Origin of the sequence: Bradyrhizobium ontarionense (genome assembly GCF_021088345.1) — a bacterium.
GTDB lineage: Bacteria > Pseudomonadota > Alphaproteobacteria > Rhizobiales > Xanthobacteraceae > Bradyrhizobium > Bradyrhizobium ontarionense.
Genome location: NZ_CP088156.1, coordinates 3172969 through 3187778, shown reverse-complemented (window position 1 = coordinate 3187778; position 14810 = coordinate 3172969). Strand labels below are relative to the sequence as shown.

Genomic DNA, 14810 nt, shown 5'->3' with positions numbered 1-14810 from the left:
TCATCCCATGCTTCGAACTTGGCTTGCGCTGTCCATTCTCGCCTTGACCTGCGGTCTTGCCCGCGCCGGTGTCGATGAGACCTACATACGTCCAACCGAACTTCCATCCTGGTCGGATCTCTACAAGAATTTCTTCGGCAGCAACGAATTCGGCAAGAGCTATGCCGTCGTCATTGGCATTGGTGACTACGACGTCTATCCCAAGCTCGATGCCCCCGCATCAGACGCCACTCGGATGCGCGACTTTCTGCGCGACGAGGCCGGATTCGACTACATCGTCACTTTGACGGATGAGCGGGCGTCTCGGTCGCGGATCGAGACGTTGATGGAAAAGACACTTCCGAAGCTCGTCGGCGCCAATGATCGAGTTCTGCTGTACTTCTCCGGCCACGGAGAAACCCGGAAACTCGCCGGAGACACGAAGCGCGGATACCTCATCCTGAAGCCCGCCGGCAAGGAGGACTGGGATGAAATGCTGGACATGCCGCGCGTCATACAATGGGCGGAGAATGTCGGCCAGTCGCGGCACAGTCTCTTCATCCTCGATGCATGCTTCAGCGGCCTCGCCGCGCTGCAAGTCAAGGGGACTGTCAGGGATCAGACCATCGGCCGTCTCTCGCAACCCGCCCATCAATTGGTGACGGCGGGCGTGGAGGACGAACTCAGCTTCGCGAGCCAGGGCGAAAGTCTGTTCACGAAAGCATTCATCGAGGCTGCGCGCGGCACGAGGAGGCCGGCTCCCGACGGCGTCGCGTCTCTGAGCGAAATCATGCTCGATGTCGGCCGTTCCATAGACGAGTATCGGTCCACGACCGGAATGAAGCGCCGGATGTCACCGCGTCAGTACCTGCTCAGCGCGAAGAACAATGCGGGCGAGTTCTTTTTTCTGCAGAAGGAGCGGCTCGAAAAAGTGGCCGCGAGGGCGCCGGATGCGCCGCAGAAGACGGGAGATCCAGTCCCGAAGGGACACGATGGGCAGGCCGGTGTGCCTGGCGGCAAGCCGCAGGGCGGGGGCGATCCGGCGCGGATTCCGGGCCGGGTGACGCTCGATGCGTATACGGTCCTGTTCGATCCCGCGAACGGCAAGCCTCTGCTGTGGTTCTCCCGCTTCGATCAAGAGTATGAATTCTTCGATGGACCCGGCTTTCACCCGCGCTCGGGCGAGAAGCTGTTGCCGTTCACCAGTGAAGAAGCGAAGAAGTTTCAGAAGCTGACGACGGAGCGAGCGGAGGCCTTGAAGAAGGAGAAGGAGCAGTTGGAGAAATCCAAGGCGGAGCGCGAGGCGCGTGATGCCGCTGCCAGAGATGCTCTTGCGAAGAAGCAGGAAGAGGATCGGAAGTTGAGGGAGGCCGAGGCGGCGCGGGCCTCGGGGGCGGGACAGCATTGCGACGAGCTTGCAGCCAATCCGAATGACAAGAACAAAGTCGGCCCGGGTGTCTCCTTTGCGGTTCTGAAGTCCCAGGCTGCTGAAGCCGTGAAGACGTGCGAGGCGGCAACAAAGCAAAGCCCGAACGAGCTGCGTTTCAAGTATCAGCTGGCTCGCAGCTTGCAGTTCTCGGACCGGGCGCGCGCATTCACCCTCTTTCAAGACCTGGTGTCGAAACGGTATCCCGCGTCCTTCGACAATCTCGGCTGGATGCAGCTGACTGATAAGAACAATCCGGCGCAGGCGGTGTCGATGTTTCGGTCCGGGGTGCAGGCCGGTGACGTCGATTCCATGGTCAGTCTTGCCGAGATGATCGATCGGGGGCAGGCAACTGCGGCGAATCCGTCGGAAACCAAGATGGAGCTCTGTCGCAGGGCGTCGGAGCTGGGACATCTCGGCGCAGCCCAATGCTATCAGGCAGAGGTGGCCAAGCTGGAGCAGGCGGAGAAGGATCGCGTCCAGAAGCTCGAGCAGCAGAAGGTGATGATGGAGGTCATCGGCACCGTCCTGCAGACGGTGACGAAGAGATAGTCGCCGACAACTCCTGCTCGGCTCCAATGCCGTGCAGAAGCGAATTTGCTCCGTGCGCTCGAAACTGTTTTTATCAGTCTTTTCAAATCGATCACCTCTGTCCAGATCCGAGTCGAAAAATATTTTTCTTTCGCTTTATCGGAAATTGTGTTTTCCTCCATTCATCCCGCCTCGATCTGAGGGGCGTTTCGCGGTCGTCACGAGCGTTGGGTGCGGGATGCGATGGGCGTGTCGGGTTGCAGCGTGAGTCATCATGCCGACGGACAATCCGATGCGCACGGTCAAGCCGTGTGGTCCTGGTCTCCCGATGCTGAGGCCAAGTTCGCGCTGAAGTAGCTGCGGACGACAGGGGCAAGACAGCCGGTCCCTGGGGAGAGCGCGGAGTAAGCCGTAAAGCCATTGCGCAGGGAGGGCCGGGATGTCCCAGCCGAACCTGTGGTTCCTGCCCCGTGCATTTTTTCCGCACGGGGGCCATGGGGGCGGCGAGCTCCCGGTCTTCCCTGCGCCCTCACGATTGAAGGGGGCGAGCTATCAGCAAAACTCGGACGCAGATGCGCCGCGAGAGAGTGATCCCATGTGTCTCCGCGTCATTGCGAGCGAAGCGACGCAATCCAGAATCCCGCGCGCGATTCTGGATTGCTTCGGCGCAAGGGCGCCTCGCAATGACGTGGATGGATGGGTGCCAAACACTCACTGTCATTCCGGGGCGCGCGTCAGCGCGAGCCCGGAATCCATGTCACAGCCCGGCCTGCGGCCAAATGGATTCCGGGTTCGCCCTGCGGGCGCCCCGGAATGACGGCGGAGTGAGCGGTGACGCTACAGCTCCCTGGCATTGCTGAAGGCGAACGAACTCACGCGCCGCGTGGTCTCGTCGAGGATCAGCGTCCGCGTGATCGGCGGCTCGGCGCGCTGGGCGCAGTTCTCGCGTTCGCACAGCCGGCAGTTGACGCCGATCGGCGTGCCCTCGGCCTTCTCCAGATCCGTGCCGGCGGCATAGACGAGGCGGGACGCGTGCCGGATTTCGCAGCCGAGGCCGATCGCAAAGCGCGGCTGCGGATGCGGATGCGGCGCCACCGGACGGCGTACCATCTGGGCGATCGAGAAATAGCGCGAGCCGTCGGGCAGCTCGATCACCTGCTTCAACAGCCGGTCCGGCGTGTCGAAGGTCGAATGCACGTTCCACAGCGGGCAGGTGCCGCCGAACTTGGAGAACGGAAAGGTGCCGGACGAGAAGCGCTTGGAGACGTTGCCGGCATTGTCGACCCGCAGCATGAAGAACGGAATGCCGCGGGCATTGGGGCGCGACAGCGTGGTCAGGCGATGGCAGACTTGTTCGAACCCGGTGTTGAAGCGCTGCGCCAGCACGTTGATGTCGTAGCTCAGCGCTTCCGCGGCGGCGAGGAAGGGGGCGTAGGGCATCATGACCGCGGCGGCGAAGTAGCTCGCCAGAGTCATGCGATAGAGCCGGCGCGAGGTGTCGTCGAGCGCGCCGGCGCGTCCGATGATGACTTCGAATGGGGCAAGGCATTCCGCCATGCCGAGCTGGACGGCGAGCTGAAAGGTGCGGCCCGGCCCGTCGACGAGCTCGGAGATCAGCAACTGGCGGCGATGGCGGTCGTAACGGCGCAGGGTCTCGCGCATGACGTCGACCGGCATGACACGGGTCTGAACCGAATGCTTTTCGCGCAGCCGCGCCGCGAGCGCCGCATAGAGCCCTTCGGCCGGCACGTCGAGTGCGTCGCGCAAGCTCTCGGCCTGCTGCTCGAGCTCGGCGAAATAGTTGCGGTTGGCCTCGATGAGGTCGCGGACGCGCTCGATCGGGTTGGCCTCGAAGCGCGCGCCCTCGTTGCGGTCGGCCATCTGCGCCGCCACCAGGGTCTCGCCGCGCCGCGCCTCGGTGTAGGCCGCGTACAGCCGCTGCAGCGCATGGGTGACGCCGGGGCAGAGCTCGGCGAGATCGCGCAGCTCCTGTTTGGGCAGCTCGATCTGGCGGAAGAGGGGATCGGAGAAGATCTCGTTGAGCTCGGCGAAGAACCTGTCCTCGTCGGCGGTGGCGAGGTCGCGCAGGTCGAGGTCGTAGGTCTCGGCCAGCCGCAGCAGGATCTGGGCGCTGACCGGGCGCTGGTTGCGCTCGATCAGGTTGACATAGCTCGGCGAGATGCCGAGCCCCTCGGCAAGCTGGGTCTGCGACAGTCCCAATTGCTGGCGGATGCGCCGGAAGCGCGGGCCGACGAACAGCTTCTTTCCGGATTCACCGGGCATCGCGCGCTCCCTTCGAGGTCATCCAACGACCGAATTTGTGACAATAATTACAAAATTACATTCGTTACAAGTAATGATGTTACATGACATCACCATTCGGAAACAAGCCATCTATACGAAACGTCCGGATTCGCGTTTATCTCCTGTCACGCAATTCGCAATGCTCTGTCAAAGTTGTGACGGGGTTTGAAGGAGGGTCTCATGACCAGCAATTTCTGGGTGATTGGCGGCGAGTTCGGCTCGATGAATTTCCACAAGCTGGTGGAAGGTTCGGCCCAGGTGAAGGGCCCCTTCAAGTCGCGCAAGGAAGCCGAGGACTGCTGGCGCGAGGTGTCCGAGGAGAACCGGCACAAGGCCGGCGTGCGGTTCTCGATCGTCGAGGAGCCGCAGCGCGCTCCGGCCGCCTGAGGCGGTCGTTTCAGGAATGCATTGCCGGGTATTTGAATAAGCTCGAGGAAGAGCCCAAGGACGGGGCGGTCTCAGCCGGGTCACACCGGAGGGGGCCGCCCACGTCCGTTTTGTGGTTACGGCAGCGTGCTTATAACCCATTGAAGATGAAAGGGGTTTGCGGAATACTGGGTTACTGCTAGGTTAATGGGTGGGAACCTGGCGGAACCAGGGCCAAAACGTGAAAGCGTGAGCGATGTCCGAGGCGCCCGACAGCAGCAGTGAATCCGGTCCCGTGCGCCTGCGCGAGGCGCTGCGCCAGGCCCGCATCGAGGCCGCAGACCGAACGGGCGTGGTGGTCGATCTGCGCGACGCCGAGGTGGCGCGGCTCGAAATTCTCAACGACGCGCTCGACCCGCTGTTCGCCGAGATTCCGAACCATATCGATCTGTTCGATCGTGGCATCAGCCAGGGCGAGACGCCGCGGTTGTGGATCGACGTCGTCGCCCACGTCGTGATGGGCCGCGACAAGCGGCAGTATCGATTCGTGCAGGACACACGCAACGGTCGCATCGTGCTCGCGGAGTCGCACGATCTCGGCGGCATCGTGAAGGCGGTGACGGACTACGTCGCGCGTCGCATGGTCGAGCGCGAGCGCGCCTTCGCCGTGGCGCGTGTCCAGGCGCCGGTGCTCGGCGAGACGCCGCGGCGGCGCGGCGGATTCTGGCCGTTCGTGCTCGGCTTCGTGTTTGGCGTGCTGTCGCTGTTCGGGGTCGCATTCTATGCGAGTCTGCAGCAGATCTGAGGCGCGGCCCGCGTTTCAGAGCAGGCGGATCTCGCGGATTTCGCGCACCCGCATCGCCTCGTTGACACCGCGCACGGTCATGTCGCAGCGCCAGTGATTGCCGTCGCGGGAGATGGCGAAGATGTTGTAGGCCGCGGCCGGATAATGGCCGTGCGCGATCGAGGAGGCGGAAGGGACACCCACGACCGGAATCTTGCGTTCCGGACCGTCGATCCAGATCGTCGAATGCACGTGGTCGTGGCCGTGCAGGATCAGCTCGACGCCGTGGCGCGCGAGCAGGGCGATGAGGTCCTGGGCATCGGTGAGCCGCTTCATCCGATTGGCCGAGCGCAGCGGATGATGCACCAGCAATACGCGAAACGCCTGCTCGTTGCCGAGCGATCCTAGCAACTGCTCGAGCGCCGCAAGCTGCGCGCTGCCGAGCCGGCCCGTCGCCAGGAATGGGGCCGAAGGGACAGCCGAGGACAGGCTGATCAGCGCCAGCGCCCCGCGCCGGCGCAGCGAGGGAAAGGTCGCCGGTCCCTCGCCATCGCCGCCGAAATAAGAGGCGAAGCTTTCGGCGAAGCGCAGCCGGGTCGAGCGCACATAGGCGTCGTGGTTGCCGGGGATCGCGGTGACCTTGTCGGGCGGGCCGACCGTCCGGAGCCAGGCCTGTGCCAGCGGGAATTCCGATTCCAGCGCGAAATTGACCAGATCGCCGGTGACCGCGATCTGGTCCGGCATCTGCGCATGCAGGTCGGAGACCAGCAGGTCGAGCACCTCGCGGCGATGATATTTGTAGCGGTTGCGCGTCCAGTTGAGATAGCCGAGCGCACGCTTGCCGGCGAGCTCGGACAGTCGCGGCCGCGACAACGGCGCGAGATGCGGATCGGACAGATGGGCGAGCGTGAAGGCGGCCATCAGCGGCCTCTGCGCCGAATGTGGATGCGAGCGCGCCCGGCTGTCATGTCGTGCTATCCCTCATGCTGGTGGCTCTCATGACAAGCCCTGCCTTCGAGCGCAAGACCAACCAGGACGACGACAGCGATGACGACATATCTCAGCGGGCTGAGAAGCCGGTTCGAGCCCGTGTTGAGGCGGGGATTCCACCTGTATTGGCGCTTCGCCCGCGGCATGACCTTGGGCGTCCGCGGGGTTGTGCTGGATGCCGCGAACCGCGTGTTCCTGGTGCGGCATGGCTACGTGTCCGGCTGGCACCTGCCGGGCGGGGGCGTCGAGGTCGGAGAGACGTTCATGGAGGCCCTGGAACGGGAGCTGTTCGAGGAAGGGCGGATCGCGCTGGCCGGCGAGCCGGAGCTGCACGGCATCTTCCTCAACAGTCACGTCTCGGTTCGGGACCACGTCGCGGTGTTCGTTATCAAAAGGTTCACGCAGGACTGGCCGCCGGAGCCCAACCACGAGATCGTCGAGACCGGATTCTTCGCCCTCGACGCGCTGCCGGAGGGAACCACCCTCGGCACGCTGTCCCGCCTGCGCGAGGTGCTAGACGGCGTTAAGATCATTCCGACCTGGCGTCCGGAACAGCGCCCTGCCGCCGGCTCATTATGAAATTCTGCACCGAATGCAGGCAGTCTCCCGGCCGTGGGAGATCGGTCAATGATATCACCATCGATGCGGATCGCCGTCCTGGTGCCGTGCTACAACGAGGAGGCTGCGGTCGCCTCCGTGGTCAGGAGCTTCAGGCAGGCGCTGCCGACGGCGACAGTTTACGTCTACGACAACAACTCGAAGGATCGCACGATCGAGGTCGCGCGCGCGGCCGGCGCCGAGGTGCGCAGCGAACGGCGGCAGGGCAAGGGCCATGTGGTCCGGCGCATGTTCGCCGATGTCGATGCCGACATCTACGTGCTGGTCGACGGCGATGCGACCTATGATGCGCCAAGCGCCCCTGATATGATCGAGCGTCTCGTCAACGAGCACCTCGATATGGTCGTGGGGCTGCGGGTCGACCAGGAGCAGGCCGCCTACCGGATGGGCCACCGCACCGGCAACTGGATGCTGACGAGCTTCCTCGCCGAGGTGTTCGGCCAGGCCTTCAAGGACATCCTGTCCGGCTACCGCGTGTTCTCGCGCCGCTTCGTCAAATCCTTCCCCGTCCTCTCGGACGGCTTCGAGATCGAGACTGAGCTCACCGTCCACGCGCTGGAGTTGGCGCTGCCGGTCGCCGAGATCGCGACGCCCTATTACGCGCGGCCCGAAGGCTCGGTCTCCAAGCTCAACACCTGGCGCGACGGCTTCCGGATTCTGGGCACGATCCTGAAGCTGTACCGTTCGGAGAAGCCGCTGCGCTTCTTCACCGCGATCGGCATCTTCTTCGCGCTGGTGTCGGTCGGCTTCGCCATCCCGATCTTCGTCACCTACTTCGAGACCGGGCTGGTGCCGCGGCTGCCGACCGCGGTGCTGTCGATGGGCCTGATGATCATGGCGCTGTTGTCGGCCTCGTCCGGGCTGGTGCTCGATACGGTCACGCGTGGCCGGCGCGAGATGAAGCTGCTGGCCTATCTGTCACAGCAGCCGGTGGGCGGCTGACACTCGGGAGCGAAGGCCGACATTGAGTGGCGGAAGCTTGTGTCCGCCCGCGGTTGCGGTCATGGTTCGGGGTCGTCAACTTCCTGGAACGAGAACACCGCTTCCCATGCCCATCCTCAACAGCATCGCCGCGCTCGCCGACGATATGGCCGCCTGGCGCCATGATCTCCATGAACATCCCGAATTGATGTACGAGGTGCATCGCACGGCCGGCATCGTCGCCGAGCGCCTGCGCGAATTCGGTTGCGACGAGGTGGTCACCGGCATCGGGCGCACCGGCGTGGTCGGCGTCATCCGCGGCCGCAACACGACGTCCGGACGCACCATCGGCCTGCGCGCGGACATGGACGCGCTGCCGATCGAGGAGGCCTCCGGCGTGCCCTACGCGTCGAAGACCCCGGGCCTCATGCATGCCTGCGGCCATGACGGCCACACCGCCATGCTGCTCGGCGCCGCCAAGCATCTCGCCGAGACGCGGAATTTCGATGGCACGGCGATCGTGATCTTCCAGCCGGCCGAGGAGGGCGGCGCCGGCGGCAAGGCGATGGTCGATGACGGCCTGATGACCCGCTGGGGCATTCAGGAGGTCTATGGCCTGCACAACGCGCCGGGCGTGCCCGAAGGCGTATTTGCCTTGCGGCCGGGCGCGATGCTGGCCTCGTCCGACCAGCTGGAGATCACCGTGCACGGCAAGGGCGGTCATGCCGGCGCCGGTGTTCACAAGGCAGTCGACAGCGTCCTGATCGCCGCGCACATCATCACCGCGCTGCAGTCGATCGTGTCGCGCAACGTCGATCCGATCAAATCCGCGGTCATCTCGATCTGCGTCGTCGAGGCCGGCAAGGCCATGAACGTCATTCCCGAGACGGTCGAGCTGAAGGGCACCGTGCGCACGCTCGATCCCGACGTGCGCGACCTGGTCGAGCGCCGAATCGCCGAGGTCGCCGACGGCATCGCCCGCACCTATGGCGGTACGGCGACGACGACATACACGCGGCTCTATCCGATCACGATGAACCATGCGCGCGAGACCGTGATCGCCGCCGACGTCGCCCGTGACGTGGTCGGCGCTGAGCGGGTCGTCGACAACGCGCCGCCGCTGATGGGCGCCGAGGATTTCGCCTTCATGCTGGAGGCGCGGCCCGGTGCCTTCGTCTTCCTCGGCATGGGCGACGGCAAGGACTGTCACCACCCGGCCTATCGTTTCAACGACAACATTCTCGGCCACGGCGCCTCCTATTGGGTGCGGCTGGTCGAGAAGACGATGCCGGCGGAGTGACGCCTGCGTCCTGGCGTCAGCTGCGGGACAGCACCTGCCTGGACAGCTGGCGCCACTGCCGCGGGCCGCAGCCCGCCCAGCGCGAAAACGCGCGGGAGAAGGCGGACGCCTCGGAATAGCCGAGCAGGAAGGCGACGTCGCCGAGCGGCAGATGCGCCTGGCGCAGATAGTGGCGGGCGAGATCGAGACGCGTCGCCTCGACGAGATCGGAGAACGTGGCGCCGAACTCGGCAAGGCGACGCTGCAAGGTCCAGGGCGTGGTCGACAGCGCGTCCGCGATCTCCTCGAGATGAAGCGGACCGACGGCCAGCCGGCGCCTGATCTCGCCGCGAACCAGATCGAGGAACGCCGGCGTGCCGCACGAGCCCGCGACGCCAGCCAGATCGGTCGTCAGCCGCTGCAGGCGTGACAGGTCGGCCTGCGGCATGGCGCGGTCGAGGCCATGGTCGCGAAACATCAGTGCGTTGGTGCCGTGCGACCATCCCACGTCGGCATCGAAGGCTGTTTCATGGTCGCGCCATGCGGCGGGCCGCGCGTGCTCGAACAGCACCATCTCCGGCGCCCAGCCCGACGGCAGGCAGGCGCGGAAGACGTTCGCGAACATGCCCATGGTCAATTCGGCGTCCTGCCGGCGATCGACAATCGACCCGTCGAGGATGCGATATTCGAGACGGAGAAATCCGTCCTGACGCGTGAGGCGGGTCTCGGTCGCCTGCTGGTGCCAGGGAAACCACAGCGCAAGGTGCTCGATCGCCGAGCCGAGCGTCGGGGCTGACAGCGCGATCTCGCCGATCAGGCCCAACATCCGCGGCTGGTAGCGCTGGCCGAACCACAGTCCGAAATTGTCGTTGCCGGTCTCCTGGGCGGCGTCTTCCATCATCGCCACATAATCGGCGAGATCAAGCGCGCTGCGGGTCTGGCCGAGGCATGCGGCATCGATGCCGATCCGCTCGAACACCGCTTCCGGACGACCGCCCGTCCGAGCGATGAAGTCTGCAACCCCGGTCGCCGCGGCGGCCAGAATGTTCCGGCTGCGATTTTGCGGATGCTGGCTTTCGGCTGCAAGACGCTGTGCCATGAAATCCTCGCTTTCGAGGAAATACGTTCCCGGTTCACACCTCGTAGTTATGCAAGTCACATGCCTGCCAGCCGTCGGCTGGCGATGAAACCCTCCGCGCGGGCGCATGACGCGGAGAGTTTGTTCGTATCGATTGAAGGTCTCGCGATCCGGCCGGATCAGTCGACCATGGCGCGGGCTTCGTTCAAGGCGATGTCGAGCAGATTGTCGTTGGCCGCATTGCCGCGTTGACCTGCCGTCAGACGATACAGCAGCAGGCCGGCGGCGAACAGCACGACGAATGCCGCGAACACCTGTAAATTGAACCAGATCATCGTGAGCAGCGAGAGCGTCGCGCTCACCAATGCGACGGCCGGAAGCACCGGATAGAGCGGCGCCATGAACGGCCGCACCAGGTTGGGCTCGGTGGTGCGCAGGCGGAACAGCGCGGCCATGCTCATGATGTACATCACCAGGGCGCCGAACACGCTCATGGTGACGATGTTTGCGGTCAGCGTCTGTCCGGCGAACTGGATCAGCTCGTCGGAGAAGATCGCGGCGATTCCGACCACGCCGCCGGCAAGGATGGCCCAGTGCGGCGTGCGGCAGGTCGGATGCAGGGCGGCGAGCTTCGCCGGCAGGAAGCCGGCGCGGGACAGTGCGAAGATCTGCCGCGAATAGCCCATGATGATGCCGTGGAACGAGGCGATCAGGCCGAACAGGCCGATCCACACCAGCATGTGCAGCCAGCCTGAGTTCTCGCCGACGACGATCTTCATCGCCTGCGGCAGCGGATCGTTGATGTTGGAGAGCTTCGCCCAGTCGCCGACGCCGCCGGCCATGATCATGGTGCCGAAGGCCAGCACGACCAGGGTCAGGATGCCGGCGATGTAGGCGAGCGGAATGGTCCGGGTCGGGTTCTTGGTCTCTTCTGCCGCCATCGCGGCGCCCTCGATCGCCAGGAAGAACCAGATCGCGAATGGAATGGCCGCGATGATTCCGCCGACGCTCGCCATCGAGAACGAAGTTTCTCCAGCCCAGCCATTCGCGGCGAAGTTGGCGAAGGAGAAGCCCGGGGACACGACACCCATGAACACGAAGAGTTCGATGATCGCCAGGATCGTGACGAACAACTCGAAAGTCGCCGCGATGGTCACGCCGGCGATGTTGAGCGCCATGAATACGACGTAGGCGCCGACCGCGGCCGTCTTCGGCGACAGCGCGGGAAACTGGACGTTGAGATAGGCGCCGATCGCGAGCGCGATGGCGGGCGGTGCAAACACGAACTCGATCAGCGTCGCAAAGCCGGCGACGAAGCCGCCGAGCGGTCCGAACGCCCGGTAGGAATAGGCGAAGGGCCCGCCGGCATGCGGGATCGCGGTGGTGAGCTCGGTAAAGGAGAAAATGAAGGTCGTGTACATCACCGCGATGAAGATCGTGGTGACGAGGAAGCCGAGCGTGCCGGCCTTGTCCCAGCCATAGCTCCAGCCGAAATACTCGCCGGAGATGACGAGCCCGACCGCGATGCCCCAGAGATGGAGTCCGGTCAGGCTCTTCGAAAGTGTCGGTTTGGTCTGGTCACTCATGTGCACGCGCTCCTGTCGGTTTGTGATGGGTGATTTGAGTTGTCGGTTGTGTCGTCTCGATCGCGCCATCCGGCGCCGCCTCCTTGAGGCCGATCCCGGTCACGCCGATCCGCAGGGCCTCGCGGACCAGCCAGGCGAGCTTGTCGGCAGCGCGTTCGGGCGTGAGCCCATGGCCGTGAATGTTCGAGATGCAGTTGCGCGCGCTGTCGCGCAGTCCCGGCGCCGGATTGAACGACAGATAGGCGCCGAGCGAGTCGGCGGCGGAGAGGCCGGGACGTTCGCCAATCAGGACCGCGACGAGACGCGCGCCCATCGTGGCCCCGACGTCATCGCCGAGAGCAACACGTGCCTGCGAAGCCAGCACGACCGGCGCGATGGTGAGACCGGCGAGGCGTGCTTCGGTCGCGATCACGACATTTGCCGCATGGCCTTCCACGGCATCGGCAGAAAGCCCGTCGGCAATGACGAACACGAGATCGAACGGTCCGGGCGGCAGCTTCGCGGCCTCGCCCTCTGCCAGGCGGCGGCCGAGGTCGGGCCGGCGCAGATATATCGCGCGATCGGCCGCAGCGCTTGCGACATGGATCACCTCGCGCGGCGCGAGCGCGGCTGCGATGCTCTCGAAATTGACTTTGCCCCACACGGCATCGCGGGCGAGCGCGTGCGCCATCTGGAATTCCAGCTTGGCCTTCGTCGGAAGCCCGTCGCCGGAACGCCCGAGCGCGACGCGGGCGCGCGTCATCCGGCGCAGCCTATCGAAGGCATCGTCCCTCATGCCCGTGCTCCCTGGCCGATCAGCCGGGTCACCGCCGGTGCGCTGCCGGGCAGCGGTGGCACGCGTCCGCTCTCGTCGAGCAGGCCCATCCGCGCCAGCCAGGCCTCGAATTCCGGCGCCGGGCGACGGCCGAGCAGATGGCGCAGCCGCATCACGTCGTGATGCGACAGGCTCTGATAGTTGAGCATGATGTCGTCGGCGCCGGGCACCGCGATCAGGAAATTGACGTTGGCCGCCGCGAGCAGCAGCGCCAGATCGTCCATGTCGTCCTGATCGGCCTCGGCGTGGTTGGTGTAGCAGACGTCGCAGCCCATGGGCACGCCGAGCAGCTTGGCGCAGAAATGGTCCTCGAGCCCGGCGCGGATGATCTCCTTCGCGTCGTAGAGATATTCCGGGCCGATGAAGCCGACGACGGTGTTGACCAGCAGCGGCGAGAAGGCGCGCGCGACAGCATAGGCGCGGGCCTCGACGGTCTGCTGATCGAGGCCGTGATGGGCCTCGGCGGACAGCGCCGCGCCCTGGCCGGTCTCGAAATACATCACGTTGGACCCGACCGTGCCGCGCTTGAGCGATAGCGCTGCCTCCTGCGCCTCGCCCAGCAGAGCGAGGGTCACGCCGAAGCCGGCGTTCGCGGCCTCCGTGCCGGCGATCGACTGGAACACGAGATCGAGCGGCGCGCCTTGTTCGATGGCCTGGATCGACGTCGTGACGTGGCTGAGCACGCAGGACTGCGTCGGCACCTCGAATTTCAGCCTGAGCTCGTCGAGCATCGTGAGCAGGCGGATGCAGGCCTCGACATTGTCGGTAGCAGGATTGATGCCGATCACGGCATCGCCCATTCCGAACAACAGGCCATCGAGCGTGCCCGCCGCGATCGCCATCGGATCGTCGGTCGGATCGTTGGGCTGCAGCCGCGACGACAGCCGGCCGGGCAGGCCGATGGTGGAGCGGAAACCCGTCACCACCCGGCATTTCGCGGCGATGGCGATCAGATCGCCATTGCCGCAGAGCTTCGACACGGCCGCGACCATCTCGGGCGTGAGACCGGGCGCGAGCGCGGCAAGCCGGTCGGCATCCGCCTCCCACGACATCAGCGATTCGCGCAGCTCGCCGACCGTCAGCGAGGCGACGGCGGCGAATGCGGCCGCATCGTGGCTGTCGAGGATGAGCCGCGTGACCTCGTCGTCCTCATAGGGGATCAGCGGCTCGTCGAGGAACCGCTGCAGCGGCACGTCGGCCAGTGCCATGCGCGCGGCAACCCGCCGCGCTGCGCTGTCGGCGGCGACGCCTGCGAGCTCATCGCCGGAGCGGCGCGGAGAGGCGCAGGCCAGCAGCGTCTTGAGATCGTCGAACACATGTGTTTCGCCGCGATGGCGCGACCGGAAACCACCCGTCATCTTCGACCTGCCGCCCGTGCTGCGTCAGAGCCATCCTGACGGTCGCGATGGCGACCGCAACGCTCATGACCGGTCTCAGGTTAAATGAGGTCCGCTCGGAAAACTTGACATCTCAGCACAATCTTCGATCACGTCGGGCGGGTGCTCATAAATTCAGCATTGCGAGGCTGTCCGGCGACCGTCTTCACACCAGGCTGGTCACGCCATGGACCGCGCCGCTTCGGGATGCTATCTCGCCACCCCACATGAGTGACCTCTCCATTACGATTTCCGCCGAAAAGCCGGGCGACGCGCAGGCGATCGAGCGGCTGCATGAGCGCACCTTCGGCCCCGGCCGCTTCGTGCTGAGCGCCTATCGGCTGCGTGAGCATGTCGAGCATCTGCTCGAACTGTCGTTCACGGCCCATATCGGCACCCTGCTGGTCGGCTCGGTGCGGCAGCTGCCGATCTGCGTCGGTGACACCAAGGCGCTGATGCTCGGGCCGCTGACGGTCGAGCCGCCCTTCCGCAAGCACGGCATCGGTCGTACCTTGCTGGAGCGCTCGATCAGCGACGCCAAGGCGCAGGGCCACCGTCTGATCCTGCTGGTCGGCGACGCCGCCTACTACGCCCGCGTCGGCTTCAAGCCGGTGCCGAAGGGCAGGGCGACGATGCCCGGCCCGGTCGACTACAATCGGTTGCTGGTGAATGAATTGGTCGAGGGCGCGTTCGACTGCATCTCGGGCGCGATCCGACCGGATTGGGACTACGCGCGCTAGCGTCTTTCCGTCATTGCG

13 protein-coding genes are annotated in these 14810 nt (G+C 65.1%); 7 read left to right on the top strand and 6 right to left on the bottom strand.

Annotated elements, in window-relative coordinates; all coding sequences use genetic code 11:
- Positions 1 to 7 precede the first annotated feature (7 nt).
- Positions 8 to 1957: a caspase family protein gene (locus tag LQG66_RS14400; protein ID WP_231326874.1), complete on the top strand. Its 1950-nt coding sequence runs from the start codon at positions 8 to 10 to the stop codon at positions 1955 to 1957.
- A gap of 816 nt (positions 1958 to 2773) precedes the next feature.
- Here LQG66_RS14400 and LQG66_RS14395 read toward each other — a convergent pair.
- Positions 2774 to 4219: a helix-turn-helix domain-containing protein gene (locus LQG66_RS14395; RefSeq protein WP_231326873.1), complete on the bottom strand. Its 1446-nt coding sequence runs from the start codon at positions 4217 to 4219 to the stop codon at positions 2774 to 2776.
- Between the two features lie 201 nt (positions 4220 to 4420).
- Between LQG66_RS14395 and LQG66_RS14390 the strand changes: the two genes are divergently transcribed.
- Complete coding sequence (locus tag LQG66_RS14390) at positions 4421 to 4627, top strand: DUF4170 domain-containing protein (protein ID WP_006612464.1); 207 nt, start codon at positions 4421 to 4423, stop codon at positions 4625 to 4627.
- 235 nt (positions 4628 to 4862) lie between these two features.
- On the top strand, positions 4863 to 5411 hold the full coding sequence (locus LQG66_RS14385; RefSeq protein WP_231326872.1) for a hypothetical protein: 549 nt from the start codon (positions 4863 to 4865) through the stop codon (positions 5409 to 5411).
- Between the two features lie 15 nt (positions 5412 to 5426).
- Here the strand turns inward: LQG66_RS14385 and LQG66_RS14380 are convergent, their stop codons facing one another.
- Positions 5427 to 6311: a metallophosphoesterase family protein gene (locus tag LQG66_RS14380; protein WP_231326871.1), complete on the bottom strand. Its 885-nt coding sequence runs from the start codon at positions 6309 to 6311 to the stop codon at positions 5427 to 5429.
- Between the two features lie 126 nt (positions 6312 to 6437).
- On the opposite strand from LQG66_RS14380, the gene LQG66_RS14375 reads away from it, so the two are divergent.
- The 3 genes from LQG66_RS14375 to LQG66_RS14365 all read left to right on the top strand — a co-directional run bounded on the left by LQG66_RS14375 (position 6438) and on the right by LQG66_RS14365 (position 9219).
- Positions 6438 to 6959, top strand: coding sequence for an NUDIX domain-containing protein (locus tag LQG66_RS14375; RefSeq protein ID WP_231326870.1), 522 nt, complete (start codon positions 6438 to 6440; stop codon positions 6957 to 6959).
- A 48-nt stretch (positions 6960 to 7007) separates the two neighbouring features.
- The gene (locus LQG66_RS14370; protein WP_231326869.1) at positions 7008 to 7940 is read left to right on the top strand and encodes a glycosyltransferase family 2 protein; all 933 of its coding nucleotides are present in this window, start codon (positions 7008 to 7010) and stop codon (positions 7938 to 7940) included.
- Positions 7941 to 8046: 106 nt separating this feature from the next.
- Positions 8047 to 9219 carry a M20 aminoacylase family protein gene (locus LQG66_RS14365; protein ID WP_231326868.1) on the top strand — a complete coding sequence of 391 codons (1173 nt, stop codon included), beginning with the start codon at positions 8047 to 8049 and terminating at the stop codon, positions 9217 to 9219.
- 16 nt (positions 9220 to 9235) lie between these two features.
- Here LQG66_RS14365 and qhpR read toward each other — a convergent pair whose 3' ends face one another.
- The 4 genes from qhpR to LQG66_RS14345 all read right to left on the bottom strand — a co-directional run bounded on the left by qhpR (position 9236) and on the right by LQG66_RS14345 (position 14034).
- Positions 9236 to 10297, bottom strand: a complete 1062-nt coding sequence (gene qhpR / locus LQG66_RS14360; protein WP_231326867.1) for an AraC-like transcriptional regulator QhpR — start codon at positions 10295 to 10297, stop codon at positions 9236 to 9238.
- Between the two features lie 158 nt (positions 10298 to 10455).
- The gene (eat, locus tag LQG66_RS14355; RefSeq protein ID WP_231326866.1) at positions 10456 to 11862 is read right to left on the bottom strand and encodes an ethanolamine permease; all 1407 of its coding nucleotides are present in this window, start codon (positions 11860 to 11862) and stop codon (positions 10456 to 10458) included.
- Entirely contained in the window at positions 11855 to 12637 is a 783-nt protein-coding gene (gene eutC / locus LQG66_RS14350; RefSeq protein WP_231326865.1) for an ethanolamine ammonia-lyase subunit EutC, read from the bottom strand. The genes eat and eutC overlap by 8 nt, the downstream gene beginning before the upstream one ends.
- The gene (locus LQG66_RS14345) at positions 12634 to 14034 is read right to left on the bottom strand and encodes an ethanolamine ammonia-lyase subunit EutB (RefSeq protein ID WP_231326864.1); all 1401 of its coding nucleotides are present in this window, start codon (positions 14032 to 14034) and stop codon (positions 12634 to 12636) included. The genes eutC and LQG66_RS14345 overlap by 4 nt, the downstream gene beginning before the upstream one ends.
- 245 nt (positions 14035 to 14279) lie before the next feature.
- On the opposite strand from LQG66_RS14345, the gene LQG66_RS14340 reads away from it, so the two are divergent.
- Complete coding sequence (locus LQG66_RS14340; protein ID WP_231326863.1) at positions 14280 to 14792, top strand: GNAT family N-acetyltransferase; 513 nt, start codon at positions 14280 to 14282, stop codon at positions 14790 to 14792.
- The last annotated feature ends 18 nt before the right edge of the window (positions 14793 to 14810 follow it).

Coding starts and splice junctions, on each gene's coding strand:
- LQG66_RS14400 (WP_231326874.1), top strand. CDS start 8: ATGCTTCGAACTTGGCTTGCGCTGTCCATTCTCGCCTTGACCTGCGGT.
- LQG66_RS14395 (WP_231326873.1), bottom strand. CDS start 4,219: ATGCCCGGTGAATCCGGAAAGAAGCTGTTCGTCGGCCCGCGCTTCCGG.
- LQG66_RS14390 (WP_006612464.1), top strand. CDS start 4,421: ATGACCAGCAATTTCTGGGTGATTGGCGGCGAGTTCGGCTCGATGAAT.
- LQG66_RS14385 (WP_231326872.1), top strand. CDS start 4,863: ATGTCCGAGGCGCCCGACAGCAGCAGTGAATCCGGTCCCGTGCGCCTG.
- LQG66_RS14380 (WP_231326871.1), bottom strand. CDS start 6,311: ATGGCCGCCTTCACGCTCGCCCATCTGTCCGATCCGCATCTCGCGCCG.
- LQG66_RS14375 (WP_231326870.1), top strand. CDS start 6,438: ATGACGACATATCTCAGCGGGCTGAGAAGCCGGTTCGAGCCCGTGTTG.
- LQG66_RS14370 (WP_231326869.1), top strand. CDS start 7,008: ATGATATCACCATCGATGCGGATCGCCGTCCTGGTGCCGTGCTACAAC.
- LQG66_RS14365 (WP_231326868.1), top strand. CDS start 8,047: ATGCCCATCCTCAACAGCATCGCCGCGCTCGCCGACGATATGGCCGCC.
- qhpR (WP_231326867.1), bottom strand. CDS start 10,297: ATGGCACAGCGTCTTGCAGCCGAAAGCCAGCATCCGCAAAATCGCAGC.
- eat (WP_231326866.1), bottom strand. CDS start 11,862: ATGAGTGACCAGACCAAACCGACACTTTCGAAGAGCCTGACCGGACTC.
- eutC (WP_231326865.1), bottom strand. CDS start 12,637: ATGAGGGACGATGCCTTCGATAGGCTGCGCCGGATGACGCGCGCCCGC.
- LQG66_RS14345 (WP_231326864.1), bottom strand. CDS start 14,034: ATGACGGGTGGTTTCCGGTCGCGCCATCGCGGCGAAACACATGTGTTC.
- LQG66_RS14340 (WP_231326863.1), top strand. CDS start 14,280: ATGAGTGACCTCTCCATTACGATTTCCGCCGAAAAGCCGGGCGACGCG.